Consider the following 19,290-nt stretch of genomic DNA (forward strand, 5'->3'; position numbering starts at 1 on the left):
TTCACACCTTAGCCACGAGCGGGCGACCCAGCAGGCCTTGTGGGCGGAAGATAAGGATCATCACCAGCAGCGAGAAGCTGAACACGTCCTTGTAGTCGGAGTTGATCAGGCCAGAGAACAGCGACTCGGAAATCCCCAGGATGATGCCGCCGAGCATGGCGCCAGGCAGCGAGCCGATACCACCGAGCACTGCGGCGGTGAACGCCTTGATGCCGATGATGAAGCCAGCGTAGAAGTCGAAGGTGCCGTAGTTCATGGTGATCAGCACGCCCGCCAGAGCGGCCATGACTGCACCGATGACAAACACGTAGGAAATCACCCGGTCGGTGTTGATGCCCAGGATCGAAGCCATCTTGCGGTCTTGCTGGGTGGCACGGCACATGCGGCCGAGCTTGGTGTACTTGATCACGTAAGTGAGCAGGCCCATGCCCACGAAGGCAGCGATCAGGATGAATATCTTGGTGTAGGTCAGTTGCACGAAGCCGGTGCCGACTTCGACACGCAAGGCCCCTTCAAGCAAGGTCGGCACGCCTTGCTGGCGGGCACCCTGGCTGATCTGTGCGTAGTTCTGCAGGATTAGCGAGATGCCGATGGCACTGATCAACGGCGCCAGGCGGGTGGAGTTACGCAGGGGCTTGTAGGCGATGCGTTCGATGGTGAACCCATAAACGCCCGTGACGACGACGGTGAACAAGAGCGTGCCCAACATCAGTAGCGGGAACGACTCGACGCCGAAATAGGCCAGCAATGCCAGGCTGATTGCCGCGAGGTACGCGGAAATCATATACACCTCGCCGTGCGCGAAGTTGATCATGCCGATGATGCCATAGACCATTGTGTAGCCGATGGCGATCAGGCCATAGACCGACCCGAGGGTCAGGCCGTTGACCAGTTGCTGCAGGAAAATACCATCCATAACGCAATCTCACCTGATTGAGATTGCACGAGCGCCGACCACGGCGCGGGCCACCGGTGCGGGGCCCTCGCAGCGCAGAACTGTGCAGATCTACGAATAAAGACAGGTACCGCGGGGCTTGGGCCCGAGCATCAGCCCGGGCCATGGGCCGTTATTATTTTTGTTTTTCCAGCTGGTGGTATTTACCGTCTTTGTCCCATTGGTAGACCACGTAGTCGGACACGGTCAGGTCACCCTTTCTGTCCCACTTCTTCTCGCCCATGACGGTCTTGACGGAGTTGGCTTTCAGCCACTTGGCCGCGTCTTCGCCCTTGTTCGACTTGGCGCCGTTGAACGCAGCGGCCAAGGCTTCCAGCGAGGCGTAGGCGTAGAGGGTGTAGCCTTCAGGTTCGGTACCGGCCTTGCGGAACTCCTCCACCACCGCTTTGCTGTCTGGCAGCAGGCGCGGGTCGGCGCCAAAGGTCATGTACACGCCATCGACGTATTGCGCGCCGCCAGCGGTGGACACCAGTTCATCGGTGACGATGCCATCATCGGACATGAACTTGACGTCCTTCAGGCCCTGCTCGCGCAACTGGCGTACCAGCGGGCCAGCCTCTGGGTGCAGGCCGCCGAAGTAGACCACATCGGCACCGGTGGAGCGGATCTTGGTAACCACGGCGCTGAAGTCTTTTTCGCCACGGGTCAGGCCTTCGTACAGCACAGGCTTCACGCCGCGTTTCTCCAGCTGCGCCTTGGTCGCGTCGGCCAGGCCCTGGCCGTAAGTGTCCTTGTCGTGCAGCACCGCGACTTTCTTGCCCTTGAGCACATCGACGATGTAGTCGCCGGCGACAATGCCCTGCTGGTCGTCCCGGCCGCACATGCGGAACATGGCGCTGAGGCCGCGTTCGGTCACCTGTGGGTTGGTCGAGCCCGGGGTAATGGCGATGATGCCCGCTTCGTCATACACCTCAGACGCCGGAATGGTGTTGGAAGAACAGAAGTGGCCCACTACGCCGATCACCTTGTCCTGATCGGCCAGGCGGTTGGCCACAGCCACGGCCTGCTTAGGTTCGCAGGCGTCATCGCCCGCCACCAGTACGATTTTCTCGCCGTTGACGCCACCGGCTGCGTTGATCTTGTCGGCCGCTGCCTGCGCACCTTTCATGTACTGCTCGCCAAACGCCGCGTTAGCCCCGGTCATCGGGCCCGCTACACCGATCTTGACGTCGGCCTGAACATACGAAGAAACACCCAGGGCCGTAGCTACGGCCAGTGCCAGGAAACCTTTCTTGTAAAACGTCTGCGACATGAGGTGGTGCTCCTAGAGTTTTTTTTGGTTGGCACTACAACTTCTCAACCCTGTGCTCAGAGCAAGGGCCGTGCCATCGGTTTTGTCTTCCGGGAAAACACACTGCGCAGGTGCACTGCAGGCGACCGACGGCCTTTTCTTTATTGAGCGTGCAACCGTCTGCTGCGCGGCAGGCGCCACCACACGTACAGACAAGGAGCAACCGCCATGTGCCATCATTGCAACCCTGGCAAGTGTTTACGTGCAACCGCCCTGTAACAGCGGACGTCACCGAAGTGCACACCGCTGGTGCGCGACTGCTACAGGCGGCACCGTTTCAAGGCTAGCCGGTGCACGGAAAAACACCTCTGTTTTGGCAGATACGCAGCCCTTTGGGAGCCGGTTCACCCGCGAAGAGGCCAGCCCAGACACATCAAGGCCCAAAAGGCTGGCACAATGTCGGCCATTCGCCGCTTCCGGAGCCCCCTTGATGAGCGAAAGCGCATTCGCCGAGCGCATCGTGCACAACCTGCTCGACACCGACTTCTACAAACTCACCATGATGCAGGGCGTGCTGCACAATTACCCGGACGCCGACGTCGAATGGGAATTCCGCTGCCGCAACGGCGAGGACCTGCGCCCTTACCTGGGCGAGATCCGCAACCAGCTCGAACTGCTCAGCGACCTCACCCTGGATGATGGCCAACTGGCCTTTCTTGAACGCATCAGTTTCCTCAAGCCCGACTTCCTGCGTTTTCTGCGCCTGTTCCGCTTCAACCTGCGTTACGTGCGCGTCGGCGTTGAAAACGACCAGCTGTTCCTGCGCCTGAAAGGCCCATGGCTGCATGTGATCCTGTTCGAAGTGCCGCTGCTGGCCATCATCAGCGAAGTGCGCAACCGCCATCTGCACCCGCATATGCGCCTGGCCGAAGCGCGCGACCAGCTGTACCGCAAGTTCGACTGGCTGCGTGCGCATGCCAGTGATGACGAACTGGCCGAACTGCAGGTCGCCGACTTCGGCACCCGTCGGCGCTTTTCCAGCCGCGTGCAGGAAGAAGTGGTTCGCGTGCTGCGCGATGACTTCCCCGCCCGCTTCGTCGGCACCAGCAACGTCGACCTGGCATGGAAACTGGATGTCAAGCCGCTGGGCACCATGGCCCATGAATGGTTCATGGCCCACCAGCAGCTCGGCCCACGGCTGATCGACAGCCAGATCGCCGCACTGGACTGCTGGGTACGCGAGTACCGCGGCCTGCTTGGCATCGCCCTGACCGACTGCATCACCATGGATGCCTTCCTCGGCGATTTCGACCTGTACTTCGCCAAGCTGTTCGATGGCCTGCGCCACGATTCGGGCGAGCCAATCGCCTGGGCAGAAAAGGCCATAGCCCATTACCAGAAACTGGGGATCGACCCGATGACCAAGACCCTGGTGTTTTCCGACGGCCTCAACCTGACCCGCTCGCTGGAGATTTTCCGTGCCCTGCGCGGTCGCATCAACGTCAGCTTTGGCATTGGCACCAACCTGACATGCGACATACCGGGTGTGGCCCCAATGAGCATCGTGCTTAAAATGACCGACTGCAACGGCGCGCCAGTGGCCAAGATCTCGGATGAATCAGCCAAGACCCAGTGCCGTGACGAAAACTTCGTCGCCTACATGCGTCACGTATTCAAAGTCCCCAGCAAGGAGTAACCCATGCAAGCGGTTCAGCAAGAGATTGCCCAGGCACTGAAGGTACAGCCGCCGTTCGCCGACACCGCCGCGCTCGAGGCCGAAGTCGCCCGCCGCGTGGCCTTCATCAAGGACTGCCTGGCCAATGCCCGGCTCAAGACCCTGGTGCTGGGCATCAGCGGTGGTGTCGACTCGCTGACTGCCGCCTTGCTCGCCCAGCGCGCCGTGAATGAATTGCGCGCAGAAACCGGCGACAAGGCATACACCTTCATTGCCGTGCGCCTGCCCTACCAGGTGCAGCATGACGAGCATGACGCCCAGGCGTGCCTGGACGTGATCAAGGCCGATGAAGTGCACACCGTGGATATCGCCCCGGCGGTGCGGGCATTGGCCGCTGAAGTGGTGGAATTGAAGAACGGCTCGCCGACGCTTGTGGACTTCGTGGTGGGCAATGTCAAGGCACGTACCCGCATGGTTGCCCAGTACACCATCGCCGGGGCCCGCGCGGGCCTGGTGATCGGTACCGACCACGCCGCCGAGGCGGTAATGGGCTTCTTTACCAAGTTTGGTGATGGTGCCTGCGACCTGGCGCCCCTGAGCGGGCTGGTGAAGAACCAGGTACGGGCGATTGCGCGCAGCTTTGGCGCACCGGAGTCACTGGTGGAGAAGGTGCCGACGGCGGACCTTGAAGACCTGGAGCCGGGCAAGCCGGACGAAGCATCCCATGGCGTGACCTACCAGCAGATCGACGCCTTCCTGCATGGGTTGCCGGTTGATCAGGCGGCATTCGACATCATCGTCGCCACCTACCGCAAGACCCAGCACAAGCGCGAACTGCCGTTCGCCCCATAAAAGCTTCGCGGGCACGCCCGCTCCCACAGGATTTTCACCGCCCTTGAAGACAGTGCTTACCCTGTGGGAGCGGGCGTGCCCGCGAATAGGCCCGAGAGGCCTACACAGCTGTCATTACTTGACTACAACCTTGCCTTTCATCATCGAGATGTGGCCCGGGAAGGTGCAGAAGAAGCTGTAGTCACCACCGGCCTCCAGCTTGGAAGTGTCGAACTTCACTTCGGTCTCTTTTTCCGGTGCGCCGATCATCGCAGTGTGGGCGATGATGTTGGCGTTATCTTCCTTCAGGTAGCCTTTTTCGATGCCCTGAGTCATGCCTTCAGTGGCAATGCCCTGCATGTCGGCAGTCTTGCTGATCACCAGGTTGTGGCCCATGACGTTCTTAGGCAGGTTGCCGGAGTGGGTCAGTTTGACGGTGAATTCCTTGCAGCTCTTGTCGACGGTGAATTCTTTGCTGGTGTAGGACATCTGGTCCGTCGATTCAACAGTCACCGAGCATTCGGCTGCAAAGACAGAGGCGCTGGCGAGGGTCAGCAGGGATACCGCTACAGCTTTCGCAAACATCATGAATCTCCTTGGCAGGGTTTTATCAATTGCGAGACTGCCTGAAACCGTTCAGCCCCTTGCTGATATGGGTCAAGGGGGTGTCAACAGGCCAGCCAGTAGAATTGTTCAATGGATTGTATACAACCAATCTAAGAGCACATCATGCCCTTTTAATAGACGATGGGACAACCTCTCATTTAGGAGCAATACCAAATGCCCATCTCTGCATTTATCAACAGCCTGCTCGCCGCCTACGCCCATGGGGCCACCGGCGCCATCTGCGAATTCTCCCGCCCGGAATGAACGCGGCCTTGGAAGCGGCGGGCGTGCGCCGTACCCTGTTCACCTGAGTGACAGGAGATGAGCAATGCCCGTACGTTCCGTTTGTGTGTTCTGCGGCGCCAGCATCGGCGCCAACCCTGCCTACCGTGATGCTGCCATCGCGCTTGGCCAGGCCATCGCGCGTCGCGGCCTGACCCTGGTCTATGGCGGCGGTGCGGTCGGCCTGATGGGCACCGTTGCCGACGCGGCCATGGCGGCCGGTGGCGAAGTGATCGGGATCATCCCCGAAAGCCTGATGAACGCCGAAATCGGCCACAAGGGCCTCAGCCGCCTGGAAGTGGTCGACGGCATGCACGCACGCAAGGCACGCATGGCTGAGCTGAGCGATGCCTTCATCGCCCTGCCGGGCGGGCTGGGTACGCTGGAAGAATTGTTCGAAGTCTGGACCTGGGGGCAACTGGGCTATCACGCCAAGCCGCTGGGGCTGCTGGATGTGAACGGCTTCTATGCGAAGCTGGGCGGGTTCCTCGACCATATCGTCGAAGAAGGCTTTGTGCGGCCGCAACATCGGGCGATGTTGCTGCTGGGGCAAAAGCCAGACGCGCTGCTGGACGGGATGGACAGCTTTGTGGCGCCGGTGGTGCCGAAGTGGGTCGACAAGCAGCCTGATTAAAGCTGAGATTTTTGGGACCGCTTTGCGGTCCTTTCGCGGCACAAGGCCGCTCCTACAGGGAATCGCGGTTTCTTGTAGGAGCGGCCTTGTGCCGCGAAAGGGCTGCAAAGCAGCCCCAAATAGATCAATCAGCGCGGAATAACGGGCTGACGCGGCTTCTTGTTACCCTTGCCGCCCTTGGCTGCTTCCTTGCGTTCCTTGGCCGCCTGCTGGTTACGCGCAAACGCCTCGGCCTTGGCCTTCTCACGCTTGTCCCACGGCTTGCTGCCATCGCTGCCACGCGGTGGCAGGCCGGTGTGCTGGGTCAGGATCTTCTGCTCCTTGCCCACCTTGTGGCTGCCCGCTGGCGTCGAGTTCTTGCGACGCGCGCTCTGGTACGTGTCGGATTGCGGCTGGTGCAGCGGGATCAGCTGGTGCTTGCCCGGCCCAATCAGGTCGGCGCGGCCCATACGCTCCAGCGCTTCACGCAGCATCGGCCAGCCCTTCGGGTCGTGGTAGCGCAAGAACGCCTTGTGCAGGCGGCGTTGCTCGTCGCTCTTGACGATCTCCACCCCTTCACTCTTGTAGGTCACCTTGCGCAGCGGGTTCTTGCCCGAGTGGTACATGGCCGTGGCCGAGGCCATCGGCGACGGGTAAAACGCCTGGACCTGGTCGGCGCGGAAGCCGTTGCCCTTCAGCCACAAGGCCAGGTTCATCATGTCTTCGTCGGTGGTGCCCGGGTGCGCGGCGATGAAGTACGGGATCAGGTACTGCTCCTTGCCCGCCTCTTTCGAGTATTTCTCGAACATACGCTTGAAGCGGTCGTACGAGCCGATGCCCGGCTTCATCATCTTGTCCAGCGGGCCACGCTCGGTGTGCTCCGGGGCAATCTTCAGGTAGCCGCCAACGTGGTGGGTAACCAGTTCCTTGACGTACTCTGGCGACTCCACGGCCAGGTCATAGCGCAGGCCCGAGGCGATCAGGATCTTCTTCACACCTGGCAAGGCACGGGCCTTGCGGTACAGCTCGATCAGCGAGCTGTGGTCGGTGTTGAGGTTTTCGCAGATACCCGGGAACACGCACGACGGCTTGCGGCAGTGCTTCTCGATGTCATGGCTCTTGCAGGCGATGCGGTACATGTTGGCGGTCGGCCCGCCAAGGTCGGAGACCACGCCGGTGAAGCCCGGCACCTTGTCGCGCATTTCTTCGATCTCGTGCAGGATCGACTCGTGCGAGCGGTTCTGGATGATGCGGCCTTCGTGCTCGGTGATCGAGCAGAAGGTGCAGCCACCGAAGCAGCCACGCATGATGTTCACCGAGAAACGGATCATCTCGTAGGCCGGGATGCGCTCCTTGCCATAGGCCGGGTGCGGGACACGGGCGTAAGGCATGCCGAACACGTAGTCCATTTCTTCGGTGGTCATGGGGATGGGTGGCGGGTTGAACCACACATCCACTTCGCCATGCTTCTGCACCAGGGCGCGGGCGTTGCCCGGGTTGGTCTCCAGGTGCAGCACGCGGTTGGCGTGAGCATAGAGCACCGGGTCGTTACGTACCTTTTCGAACGATGGCAGGCGGATCACCGACTTTTCCCGGGTCACGGCCGGGCTTTCGAGAATCTGTACCACCTTGGCTTCGTTCGGGTCTTCCTGGTCGCCCTTGGCCTGCTCGATGGCGCAGGCCTGGGTGTCCTGGGTGTTGACGTACGGGTTGATGATCTTGTCGACGCGGCCTGGGCGGTCGATGCGGGTGGAGTCGATCTCGTACCATCCCTGCGGGGTATCACGGCGCACGAACGCGGTGCCGCGGATGTCAGTGATGCTCTCGATCGTCTCGCCACTGGCCAGGCGCTGAGCCACTTCCACCACGGCACGCTCGGCGTTGCCGAAGAGCAGGATGTCGGCGCTGGCGTCGATCAGGATCGAATGGCGGACCTTGTCCTGCCAGTAGTCGTAGTGGGCGATGCGGCGCAGCGAAGCCTCGATGCCGCCGAGTACGATCGGCACATGCTTGTAGGCTTCCTTGCAGCGCTGGCTGTACACCAGGCTGGCGCGGTCCGGTCGGCTGCCGGCCAGGCCACCAGGGGTGTAGGCGTCGTCGGAACGGATCTTCTTGTCGGCGGTGTAGCGGTTGATCATGGAGTCCATGTTGCCTGCGGCCACGCCGAAGAACAGGTTCGGCTCGCCAAGCTTCATGAAGTCGTCTTTCGACTGCCAGTTTGGCTGGGCAATGATGCCCACGCGAAAGCCCTGGGCTTCCAGCAGACGGCCGATGATGGCCATGCCGAACGACGGATGGTCGACGTAGGCGTCCCCGGTCACGATGATGATGTCGCAGGAATCCCAGCCGAGCAGATCCATCTCCTCCCTGCTCATCGGCAGGAAAGGTGCTGGCCCGAAGCATTCGGCCCAGTACTTGGGATAGTCGTAGAGTGGTTTGGCTGCTTGCATGTCAGTGACCGGTTCTGGTGTGCAGGGAAATCGCGGGCGCGGAATATAGCACAAATTTTGACCAAATCCGACTGTCTTCGTGGGGATTGGTGGGTTGGGCGACGGTTGGGTGTAGGCTGCCAGGTGCTGGGCTTGGGGCTTGTGATGAGGTCGCCAAGTGTTCGCCGCAGCAGTTTCAGCGCCTGTGAGATCGAGCGCCGCCCGCGCGGCGCTTCGCGGGGCAAGCCCGCTCCCACATTTGTTTCGGGCCAGTTATGCCTGAGCAATAGCCGCGCGCACCCCGGGTGCATGGCTGAAGATTGATTAAGAGCAGCGATGCAACCTTCAATATCGAAGGAAACAAACGAGGCGGCCAGCGGTGGACTCACAGAAGGGACTGGCCCGAAACAGATGTGGGAGCAGGCTTGCCCCGCGAAGCGCCGCGCGGGCGGCGCTCGATCTCATAGGCGCTGAAACTGCTGTGGCGAACACCTGTCAGCCCTCATGCGTCGCGGGCACGCCCGCTCCCACAGGTACTGTGCAAGCCTGAAAGCTGTGGTGTCTTGTGGGAGCGGGTTCACCCGCGAAAGGGCCCGGCCAGACGCACTATCAATCAAGCCTTACGGTGGGCATTCGGCCTGAATAGAGCTGTGTTCAAGGAGTGGGGATCGAGGGGTGGATCGGGGATAATTTTCAGCATGCTACAGCTCTCTGTAGATTCACACAGAGCCGCACTCATGACTTGCAGTGTGATGGGTGGCGGCCACGTACGGGTCTGCAAGACCGGACAGAGAACGAAAACCTCCCGCACGCAGCCACCATCAAGCGAGCCCGATGGCGCGTGCCATTGGCTTGCGGTGAACAACATTCGTTCCTGATCGGGCTTGTAGGCCCGGTCGCTGTTTTTACAACGACAGGGCCAGACTAGGCCGCCCAGAAAACCACCGCAATGGTGTAAAGGCTGTAGGAAGCTATTTCAGAAATGGCCTACGCGCAACGGGAAAAATCTGATCATGTCCTGCCAAACAGCGCCAGCCGGATACATTTCCAAACTCTTGGCAGGCAGACAACCAGCCGGACTTGTTGAAAGATACGCCCTTCCAGCAACACACCATTCCACAGCCTCTCTAGCCAATCAGGCCCGGCATCCACCTCCTGCAGAACGCACGCAAGGCATATGCATATCTATCGAGGAATCATCGCAGCTCTGAGCGCAACACTAGTGTTGAAAGTCGCGACCGTCGTACCAGCCCTGATCCTGGCTGACATTATCGACAACCTGTCCACATCGGCCTCGTCTTCATTCATTCTGCTCGGTGCCTTCATATGCCTTGTCGCGCTACAGGCCTCGTTGACCCCTTTGCAAGCCTGGTGCCTGGCGCGGCTCTGCCAAGAGCGCGTGAAGCAGCTTTCGATGCGCTGGCGCCGAGGGTTGCTGGACAAACGCTTCGAGGCTTATGGACAACTCCATGGCGGGACCTTGGTAAAGGTACTGGATAGAGGAATAACGGCCCAGGAACGATGGCTAGGCTTTCTGATTGGCTCAGCATGGCCGGTACTGGCCGAAGCGGTGGTGCTGGTCACACTGTTCGCATACCTCGGGGCTACTTCGGTATTAATCGGCCTCATCCCCTTGAGCTTGGCATATCTATGGGCCAACGATCGCCTGATACGCTGGCGTAGGCCTCATATCGAGGCCGTAAACTCGCGAGAGGATGAACTGGCGGAACAATGGGTGGATACCTTCGCCAGCGCGGCAACGGTCAAACTGGAAAGGGCTGAGGATGCGGCAATGCTCCCGGTCAACCAGACACTCTCGGACTATGCCGATTCAGCAGTGCGGGTAGCCCGCAGCGGGGGTTGGCTTCAGGGCTTGCGTACCCTGTTCATTGGCCTGGGCAGTGGTGGTGTGCTGTTGTGGGGCATCCATGATCAATCCCAGGCAACGCCGCATCTGAGCCTGGGCGAGCTTGTTGCCCTCATTACGCTGGTGACTGGGTTGCTCGCAAGCGTTGCACAACTGGCGGAAGCCTGGCGGGTACTCGACCAGTTCCGGCTCGACAAACGCAAGCTCGAACACTGGCTCCAACTCCCAGTGTTCGGCCCGACAGACTCCATGGAGGCAGAGCCCTTGGATGAAAACGCAGGGCTTCGCATCACACCCTGCCAACTCAGCGCTCGAAATGCGCTGCAACTGCTGATCAATGAGCCCTTGGTAATACGGGCAGGAGAACGAGTCGCGCTGGTCGGGCCCAGCGGGTGTGGTAAATCGACACTTCTGCATGCGCTCGCAGGAACGGTATTCCAGTTGCGCAAGCACGTTCACTTGTATGGCAGAAGCCTGGCTGCGCTCGAGGGGTGTGAGCAGTTCAGTCGTTTACGACTCTGCCCTCAGGATGCGCATTTCATACCCGGCCCCCTGTCCCGCGCAGTGCTGTTCGAACATGCTCATGATCGCGCTCAGATCGAACAATGGCTTGAGCGACTGGGCTTGAGCAAAGACTGGTACGAACTTGATCTGGATGCACGCGCAGAATCCATTTCGGGTGGCGAGGCGCGCAGGCTGACGTTGCTGCGGGTACTTAACCAGCCTGGCGATTTCAATTTCTTTGACGAGCCTACAAGCGGCCTAGATGCCGGATCGGCAGAGCAGACCTGGGATCTGCTGTTCGAAACACTCCACGGGAAGGGGCTGATCTGCGTTACTCATGATCAAAGTGCCCTGTCGCGATTTGATCGGGTAATCACGATGAGCGAAGGGCGGATTGTCAGTCAGTGCTAAAAGCCACGTTTCTTTAATCGGGGCCGCTTTGCGGCCCATCGCCGGCAAGCCAGACTCCCACGGGTACGGTGCAAAGCTTGAGATTTACGCCGTACCTGTGGGAGCCTGGCTTGCCGGCGATGGGCGGCGCAGCAGCACCAAAAGTCTTGAACCACTTATGACTTACTGGCGTTATTCGTCATCGTCGAAGTTGTACATGCCCGGCGCAAGGTTCTCGAAGCGGGTGTACTTGCCGATAAATGCCAGGCGTACGAAACCGATAGGGCCGTTACGCTGTTTACCGATGATGATTTCCGCAATCCCCTTGTGCTCGGTCTCGGGGTGATAAACCTCGTCCCGGTACACGAACATGATCACGTCGGCGTCCTGCTCGATTGCACCCGATTCACGCAAGTCGGAGTTCACCGGGCGTTTGTTGGGGCGCTGTTCCAGGGAGCGGTTCAGCTGCGACAGGGCGATGACCGGGCAGTTGAACTCCTTGGCCAGGGCCTTGAGCGAGCGGGAGATTTCGGAAATTTCGTTGGTGCGGTTGTCACCGGAAGAGCCCGGAATCTGCATCAACTGCAGGTAGTCGACCATGATCATGCCGATTTCGCCATGCTCACGTGCCAGACGACGCGTGCGCGCACGCATTTCCGACGGGCTGATGCCGGCAGTATCGTCGATGAACAGCTTGCGGTCGTTGAGCAGGTTGACTGCGGAGGTAAGCCGCGGCCAGTCGTCGTCGTCCAGTTGGCCTGAACGCACCTTGGTCTGGTCGATACGGCCCAACGACGACAGCATACGCATGATCAGCGATTCACCTGGCATCTCGAGGGAGAACACCAGCACCGCCTTTTCGCTGCGCAGAACGGCGTTTTCCACCAGGTTCATGGCGAAGGTGGTTTTACCCATCGACGGACGACCGGCGACAATGATCAAGTCGGCTGCCTGCAGGCCGCTGGTTTTCTCGTCCAGGTCGGTGTAGCCAGTAGAAATACCGGTGATATCACTGTCGGAGTTGAACAGCGTATCGATGCGGTCGATGGCCATGGTCAACAGCTCGTTGACGCCTACCGGGCCGCCGGTCTTTGGCCGTGCTTCGGCGATCTGGAAGATCTGCCGCTCGGCATCGTCGAGAATCTCTGCAGCGTTGCGCCCCTGCGGGTTGAACGCGTTGTCGGCGATGTCGGAACTGATGCTGATCAGCTGGCGCAGTGTGGCCCGTTCGCGAATGATCGCGGCGTAGGCCTTGATGTTGGCCACCGACGGGGTGTTCTTGGCCAGCTCGGCCAGGTAAGCCAGGCCGCCTACCTGCGAGGACAGGCCTTCCTTGTCCAACTGCTCGTGCAGGGTCACCACGTCAAATGGCTGGTTGGCATCGGCCAACTTGTGCACGGCGCGGAAGATCAGCCGGTGGTCATGCCGGTAGAAATCGCCGTCCGACACCTGGTCCAGCACCCGCTCCCAGGCCTCATTGTCCAGCATCAGGCCACCGAGCACGGCCTGTTCGGCCTCGATGGAATGCGGCGGCACCTTCAGGGCGGCGGTTTGCAGGTCAAGCTGTTCGGAGGTTGTGATCTCGTTCATGGCCACGAAAGAATTCTGGAGGATGAAAAAGACAAAGGGCACGGCCTGTATAAAACAGGACCGTGCCCGATGTTAACCGCCTGACTCGCAAGGAGCCAGCCAGTTAGCGCAGCTTAGGCAGCTACGACAACCACACGTACGGTGGCTTCAACGTCGCTGTGCAGGTGCACGGCTACGTCGTATTCGCCAACCTGACGGATGGTGCCGTTCGGCAGACGAACTTCAGCCTTGGCCACTTCAACGCCGGAGGCGGTCAGGGCGTCAGCGATGTCGTGGGTGCCGATCGAACCGAACAGCTTGCCTTCGTCGCCAGCGGTGGCAGTGATGGTCACTTCCAGCTCGGCCAGTTGGGCAGCGCGGCTTTCAGCCGACGATTTACGGTCAGCAGCTGCTTTTTCCAGCTCGGCGCGACGCTCTTCGAACGCAGCCAGGTTGGCGGCGTTGGCAACGGTGGCCTTGCCGAATGGCAGCAGGAAGTTACGGCCGTAACCAGCCTTAACTTTTACTTTGTCGCCCAGGTTGCCCAGGTTAGCGACTTTTTCCAGCAGGATCAGTTCCATTTGGTAAAACCTCTTAACTTTTAACCTTCACCGTTCGCGGAGTCATTCCCCTTGGGGGACTTGCGACCGCGAAAATCAATCAGGCTGTCGACAATGGCCAAAACCACCAGCAACGGATAAATCAGCTGCATGATCAGCGGCAACGTCACGTACATGCCCACCAGCCAGAAACCGGCCAGTCGGCCCTGTGCCACCAGCCCATGCATCAAAGCGATGCCGGCCAGTACCAGTACCAGGCTCGAAGCCGATGCCAGGATGATGAACTGCGGCCCGATAAACGGAGCCACCACCATCACTGCCACCAAGACCGCCATGGTCTGTTTTGGCAGCTTCAGCGCGCGAAACTCGCGACCGAAGCCTCCAGGGTTGTACAACGCTGCCTGCCAGTAGCGCGCCAGCACCAAGGCCAGCACACTGAACAATTGCACCGTCACTGCTGTGGAGGCGACCAGCACAGGGCGGATCAGCTCACCGGAGAGTACCGGCTGCCCCTCGATTTTCGGCATGGCTTCGGCAAACGCCTTGGCCAGCACATCGAAGGTTTGGGCCAGCGCCAGATCGAGCACGAGGCTGAAAGCCACGGCGAACACGGCACTGACCAGCAACACCCGGCTCCAGGGATGCTCGGCACGCAACATGGCGGCCAGGGCCAAGGCACCCGCAATCACCAGGAAGGTGATGGGATCACCCATGACCCACACGGCCAGACCCGCCAGCAGGCCGCCGGCGATGACCGTTGTAGCATCCTTGAACCCACGCCGCAGCAGCACAAGGCTGCAGGCAGCGGCACTCAACCAGAACAGCAGCGGCAGTACCGCGCTGATGACCACCACGAGGGTGGCCTGCACACGACCGCGCATGATGAAACTTGCTAACGCTCGCATGCTAATCCCTTACTGCTTGTCGACGACCCGGTCTCAGCGGCCGTGGCTGTCGGTGTAGGGCAGCAGGGCCAGGAAGCGGGCGCGCTTGATAGCGGTAGCCAGCTGACGCTGATAACGAGCTTTGGTACCGGTGATGCGGCTTGGAACGATCTTGCCGGTTTCGGATACGTAAGCTTTCAGGGTGTTGAGATCTTTGAAGTCGATCTCTTTCACGTCTTCAGCAGTGAAGCGGCAGAATTTACGACGACGGAAGAAACGTGCCATTTAATAGGCTCCTCTAAAGGTCCGTGGATTACTCGTCAGCGTTATCGCTGGAGTCGCTGTCATTGCTGTCGTCGCCTTCGGCGGAGTCAGCATGCTCAGGACGCTCACGACGCTCACGGCGCTCGCTGCGGTTTTCTTCAGCCTTCAGCATCTCGGACTGGCCGGTAACGGCTTCGTCGCGACGGATGACCAGGTTACGGATAACGGCATCGTTGTAGCGGAAGTTGTCTTCCAGCTCGGCCAGGGCCTTGCCGGTGCACTCAACGTTCAGCATCACGTAGTGAGCCTTGTGAACATTGTTGATTGCGTAGGCCAGTTGACGACGGCCCCAGTCTTCCAGGCGGTGGATTTTGCCACCGTCTTCTTCGATCAGCTTGGTGTAACGCTCAACCATGCCGCCGACTTGCTCGCTCTGGTCCGGGTGAACCAGGAAGATGATTTCGTAATGACGCATGAATGCTCCTTACGGGTTAGTAGTCTGCCAGCGAATCTGGTCAGACAAGGAGTGAATGACACTGTATGTCTTGCACGGAGGGGAGGCACATGTGCGCCTGCCAGCTCGGCAAGGGGCGCAATTGTAGAGAAGGCGTGGCGCACAAGCAAGGTAATTGGCGAATATTTGAACAGCCTGAAACATATTCACAGGCTACCGGCCCTTTCGCGGGTAAACCCGCTCCCACAGGGCCCCCACTGCTTGTAAGCCAGTGAAAATCCTGTGGGAGCGGGCGCGCCCGCGAATGGCCCGCAACAGGGGAAGATCAGCGCTTGGCCTGACGCTGACGCACAGCCTCGAACAGGCAAACCCCGGTGGCCACCGAAACGTTCAGGCTGCTGACGCTACCGCCCATCGGCAACTTCACCAGGAAGTCGCAATGCTCGCGGGTCAGCCGGCGCATGCCTTTGCCTTCTGCGCCCATGATCATCACCAGAGGCCCGGTCAGATCTTGCTGGTAGATCTCCTGCTCAGCCTCGCCGGCGGTACCCACCACCCACAAGCCACGCTGCTGCAGCTTTTCCAGCGTGCGCGCGAGGTTGGTCACGGCCACCAGCGGAATCACCTCTGCCGCGCCGCAGGCCACCTTGCGCACAACAGGCGTAAGGGTTGCAGACTTGTCCTTGGGCACGAGCACCGCCGTGGCACCGGCCGCATCGGCGGTGCGCAGGCACGCGCCAAGGTTGTGCGGGTCGGTGACACCGTCCAGCACCAGGATCAGCGGTGGCGTTTCGGTGCGCTCAAGCAGCTCCTCGAGCATCAATTCGCCCCACACCTGGCTTGGGCTCACCTCGGCGACAACACCCTGGTGAACGCCTTCGACCCAGGCATCCATCTCACGGCGCTCGGCCTGGCCAACCTGCACACGGTTTTCTGCAGCCAGCGCCAGCAGGGTCTGCAGGCGTGGCTCGCTGCGCCCTTCCGACAGCCAGATCTGCTTGACCCGCTTCGGATGGTGCTGCAGCAACGCCTGCACGGCGTGCACGCCGTAGATCTTTTCCAGCTGACTCATGACTTGCTCTTGCTCTTGCGTGGCGCACCGGACTTCGGCGGGCCTTTACGGTGCTTGGTCGGCTTGCCGGCGGGCTTGCCGCCTTTGTCCGACTTGCTGCTGGACGAGCTGCCGGTGCGGGCATCGCTCATCAGCGCCTTTTTCATTTCACGGCTTTTGCGCACTTCGGCGTTACGCTGCACGGCGTCTTTCGGGAAATACGCCTCGGAGGTTTCGCTCTTGCGGCTGCGCGGCTTCGGCGTGGCCCTGGCCTCGACCGGTGCTGGCTCGGGCTTGTCGGCTTTGTCGGCAGCCGACGCGGCGCCGCGCTGCTTGCGGCCGATTGGCGCAGCCAGCGTCTTGTCAGCCACTTCGAAGTCGATCTTGCGCTCGTCCAGGTCAACACGCATGACCTTGACTTCAATCGAGTCGCCCAGGCGGAAGCTGCGTCCGGTGCGCTCACCGGACAGGCGGTGATGGACCGGATCGAAGTGGTAGTAGTCGCCCGGCAGCGCACTGACGTGCACCAGGCCTTCCACATAGATGTCGGTCAGTTCGACGAACAGGCCGAAACCGGTCACCGCAGTAATCACACCGGGGAAGGTTTCGCCCACGCGATCCTTCATGTACTCGCACTTGAGCCAGTTGACCACGTCACGGGTGGCTTCATCAGCCCGGCGCTCGGTCATCGAGCACTGCTCGCCAAGCTGCTCGAGGGTGTTCTCGTCGTATGGGTAGATGCGCGCCTTTGGAATGCTCATGGCGCCGGCACGCTTGACGTGCGGGGTATCGACCTTGGAACGGATGATGCTGCGGATGGCGCGGTGCACCAGCAGGTCAGGGTAACGGCGGATCGGCGAGGTGAAGTGGGTGTACGCCTCGTAATTCAGCCCGAAGTGGCCGTTGTTCTCGGTGCTGTACACCGCCTGGCTCAGCGAGCGCAGCATGACTGTCTGGATCAGGTGGAAATCCGGGCGCCCGGCGATGCTCGCCAGCAGGGCCTGGTAATCCTTTGGCGACGGGTCCTTGCCCTTGTGCAGGCTCAGGCCCAGCTCGCCAAGGAAGGCACGCAGTTTTTCCAGGCGCTCCGGCGGCGGGCCGTCGTGCACGCGGTACAGTGCAGGCACGCCGTGCTTTTGCAGGAACTCGGCGGTGGCCACGTTGGCCGCCAGCATGCATTCCTCGATCAGCTTGTGGGCTTCGTTACGCACGGTCGGGCGAATTTCCGCAATTTTGCGCTCATCGCCGAAGATAATGCGGGTTTCCTGGGTTTCGAAGTCGATCGCACCCCGGGTGTGACGGGCATCCAACAGCACCTTGTACAGGTTGTACAGGTTCTTCAGGTCAGGCACGACCGCCTTGTACTCCTCGCGCAGCGCCTTGCCCTCACGGGTGCGGGCGTGCTCGAGCATGCTGCTGACCTTGTTGTAGGTCAGGCGGGCGTGGGAGTGGATGACACCTTCGTAGAACTGGTAGTCGACCATCTGGCCGGCTTTGTTCATGGTCATTTCACAGACCATGGCCAAGCGGTCGACGTGCGGGTTCAGCGAGCACAGGCCGTTGGACAGCTCTTCGGGGAGCATCGGCACCACACGCTCGGGGAAGTACACCGAGTTGCCGCGCTGCTGGGCCTCGACGTCCAGGGCCGAGCCCAGGCGCACGTAGCTGGACACGTCGGCGATGGCCACATACAGGCGCCAGCCACCGGAGAACAGGCGCAGTTTGCCCAGCGGCTCGCAATAGACAGCGTCATCGAAGTCGCGGGCGTCCTCACCGTCGATGGTGACGAATGGCAAATGACGCAGGTCGACACGCTTCTCTTTGTCTTTCTCTTCGACTTCAGAGCGGAACTTGCGCGCTTCCTTGACCACATCATCGGGCCAGACATGCGGGATGTCGTAGCTACGCAAGGCAACGTCGATTTCCATGCCCGGCGCCATGTAGTTGCCGATGACTTCTACCACATCGCCTTGCGGCTGGAAGCGCGGCGTTGGCCAGTGGGTGATCTTGATCTCGACGAACTGGCCGATCTTGGCACCACCGTTACGCCCGGCGGTCACCAGCACTTCTTGCTGGATCTTCGGGTTGTCCGGGGTTACGTAGCCGATGCCGCCTTCTTCAAAGTAACGGCCGACCACGCTTTCGTGGGCACGGGAAATGACCTCGACGATCACGCCTTCACGGCGCCCACGGCGGTCGGTACCCGACACGCGCGCCAGTGCGCGGTCGCCATCGAAGGCCAGGCGCATTTGCGACGGGCTGAGGAACAGGTCATCGCTGCCATCATCGGGGATGAGGAAACCAAACCCATCGCGGTGGCCGGAGATACGGCCGCAGATCAGGTCGAGCTTATCCACCGGGGCATAAGTGCCGCGCCGGGTATAGATAAGCTGGCCGTCGCGCTCCATGGCACGCAGACGGCGACGGAGGGCTTCGATCTGGTCTTCTTCATACAGACCAAACTCTTTCGCCAGTTCCTCGCGCGCAGCGGGCTCGCCACGGTCGGCAAGGCGTTGCAGGATCAGCTCACGGCTGGGAATGGGGTTGTCATATTTTTCCGCTTCGCGAGCGGCCTCGGGATCGAGGGATTGCCAATCGGCCATCAGAAGGGGTTCACCTTGGGGTATATAGATATGAATTCTGGCATAGGCCTATTGAAACCGGAAATGTCTGCCTTGGACAGCCCCCACTGCTGTGCATCCAGAGCAGTAATAGGCCTGTGGAATCAACAAGTTGAATTTTTTGAAATTTTTTTTGATTGGGGGGTTTACAGCCTTGGGGAGCGTCCGTATAGTGCGCACCACAACGACGGACAACCCCAACGTTGTAGTAGAGATGAACGGCGCTGTAAAGCATCTTTTAATCTCGAATGTGTGCCCAGGTGGCGGAATTGGTAGACGCGCTGGTTTCAGGTATCAGTGACCGCAAGGTCGTGGAAGTTCGAGTCTTCTCCTGGGCACCAAATATTTTCAAGTAACAGATGACCAAGGATCTGTTACTACTGTGTGAAGCGAACGATAGTCGCCTTCTACAGATGATGCAAAGCTTTGCCCAGGTGGCGGAATTGGTAGACGCGCTGGTTTCAGGTATCAGTGACCGCAAGGTCGTGGAAGTTCGAGTCTTCT

At 60.4% G+C, this 19,290-nt stretch carries 15 protein-coding genes and 1 tRNA gene; 5 read left to right on the forward strand and 11 right to left on the reverse strand.

Going from position 1 to position 19,290, the window contains the following annotated elements:
• Position 1: 1 nt before the first annotated feature.
• Both AC07XM_RS09025 and AC07XM_RS09030 read right to left on the reverse strand, forming a co-directional pair.
• Positions 2-916, reverse strand: coding sequence for an ABC transporter permease subunit (locus AC07XM_RS09025; RefSeq protein ID WP_016489422.1), 915 nt, complete (start codon positions 914-916; stop codon positions 2-4).
• A gap of 154 nt (positions 917-1,070) precedes the next feature.
• On the reverse strand, positions 1,071-2,207 hold the full coding sequence (locus AC07XM_RS09030; protein ID WP_095116455.1) for a branched-chain amino acid ABC transporter substrate-binding protein: 1,137 nt from the start codon (positions 2,205-2,207) through the stop codon (positions 1,071-1,073).
• Between the two features lie 469 nt (positions 2,208-2,676).
• Between AC07XM_RS09030 and pncB the strand changes: the two genes are divergently transcribed.
• Both pncB and nadE read left to right on the forward strand, forming a co-directional pair.
• Complete coding sequence (pncB, locus tag AC07XM_RS09035; RefSeq protein ID WP_016489424.1) at positions 2,677-3,882, forward strand: nicotinate phosphoribosyltransferase; 1,206 nt, start codon at positions 2,677-2,679, stop codon at positions 3,880-3,882.
• Between the two features lie 3 nt (positions 3,883-3,885).
• Complete coding sequence (nadE, locus tag AC07XM_RS09040; protein ID WP_016489425.1) at positions 3,886-4,713, forward strand: NAD(+) synthase; 828 nt, start codon at positions 3,886-3,888, stop codon at positions 4,711-4,713.
• 114 nt (positions 4,714-4,827) lie between these two features.
• Here the strand turns inward: nadE and azu are convergent, their stop codons facing one another.
• Entirely contained in the window at positions 4,828-5,277 is a 450-nt protein-coding gene (gene azu / locus AC07XM_RS09045; RefSeq protein WP_024717363.1) for an azurin, read from the reverse strand.
• A gap of 349 nt (positions 5,278-5,626) precedes the next feature.
• Between azu and AC07XM_RS09050 the strand changes: the two genes are divergently transcribed.
• Positions 5,627-6,214: a cytokinin riboside 5'-monophosphate phosphoribohydrolase gene (locus AC07XM_RS09050; protein ID WP_096426843.1), complete on the forward strand. Its 588-nt coding sequence runs from the start codon at positions 5,627-5,629 to the stop codon at positions 6,212-6,214.
• A gap of 128 nt (positions 6,215-6,342) precedes the next feature.
• Here the strand turns inward: AC07XM_RS09050 and AC07XM_RS09055 are convergent, their stop codons facing one another.
• Complete coding sequence (locus AC07XM_RS09055) at positions 6,343-8,643, reverse strand: YgiQ family radical SAM protein (protein WP_102689370.1); 2,301 nt, start codon at positions 8,641-8,643, stop codon at positions 6,343-6,345.
• 1,156 nt (positions 8,644-9,799) lie between these two features.
• Here AC07XM_RS09055 and AC07XM_RS09060 point away from each other — a divergent pair.
• Entirely contained in the window at positions 9,800-11,404 is a 1,605-nt protein-coding gene (locus AC07XM_RS09060) for an ATP-binding cassette domain-containing protein (protein WP_102689371.1), read from the forward strand.
• Positions 11,405-11,575: 171 nt separating this feature from the next.
• Here the strand turns inward: AC07XM_RS09060 and dnaB are convergent, their stop codons facing one another.
• From dnaB to rnr, 7 genes are all read right to left on the reverse strand, one after another.
• A complete protein-coding gene (gene dnaB, locus AC07XM_RS09065; protein ID WP_023046912.1) occupies positions 11,576-12,973 on the reverse strand; it encodes a replicative DNA helicase in 1,398 nt (465 codons plus the stop codon).
• A 113-nt stretch (positions 12,974-13,086) separates the two neighbouring features.
• On the reverse strand, positions 13,087-13,533 hold the full coding sequence (gene rplI / locus AC07XM_RS09070; RefSeq protein ID WP_012316464.1) for a 50S ribosomal protein L9: 447 nt from the start codon (positions 13,531-13,533) through the stop codon (positions 13,087-13,089).
• A gap of 20 nt (positions 13,534-13,553) precedes the next feature.
• The gene (locus AC07XM_RS09075) at positions 13,554-14,417 is read right to left on the reverse strand and encodes a hypothetical protein (RefSeq protein ID WP_016489435.1); all 864 of its coding nucleotides are present in this window, start codon (positions 14,415-14,417) and stop codon (positions 13,554-13,556) included.
• Between the two features lie 33 nt (positions 14,418-14,450).
• Positions 14,451-14,681 carry a 30S ribosomal protein S18 gene (gene rpsR / locus AC07XM_RS09080; protein ID WP_003249563.1) on the reverse strand — a complete coding sequence of 77 codons (231 nt, stop codon included), beginning with the start codon at positions 14,679-14,681 and terminating at the stop codon, positions 14,451-14,453.
• Positions 14,682-14,709: 28 nt separating this feature from the next.
• Positions 14,710-15,135 (reverse strand): 30S ribosomal protein S6, encoded by a 426-nt coding sequence (rpsF, locus tag AC07XM_RS09085; protein ID WP_003249557.1) that lies wholly within the window; start codon positions 15,133-15,135, stop codon positions 14,710-14,712.
• A gap of 304 nt (positions 15,136-15,439) precedes the next feature.
• Positions 15,440-16,186, reverse strand: a complete 747-nt coding sequence (rlmB, locus tag AC07XM_RS09090; RefSeq protein WP_016489436.1) for a 23S rRNA (guanosine(2251)-2'-O)-methyltransferase RlmB — start codon at positions 16,184-16,186, stop codon at positions 15,440-15,442.
• A complete protein-coding gene (gene rnr / locus AC07XM_RS09095; RefSeq protein ID WP_070086515.1) occupies positions 16,183-18,768 on the reverse strand; it encodes a ribonuclease R in 2,586 nt (861 codons plus the stop codon). The genes rlmB and rnr overlap by 4 nt, the downstream gene beginning before the upstream one ends.
• Positions 18,769-19,040: 272 nt before the next feature.
• Between rnr and AC07XM_RS09100 the strand changes: the two genes are divergently transcribed.
• Positions 19,041-19,127: transfer RNA gene (locus AC07XM_RS09100), tRNA-Leu, on the forward strand.
• The last annotated feature ends 163 nt before the right edge of the window (positions 19,128-19,290 follow it).

The organism is Pseudomonas sp. GW460-LB5 (assembly GCF_059423245.1).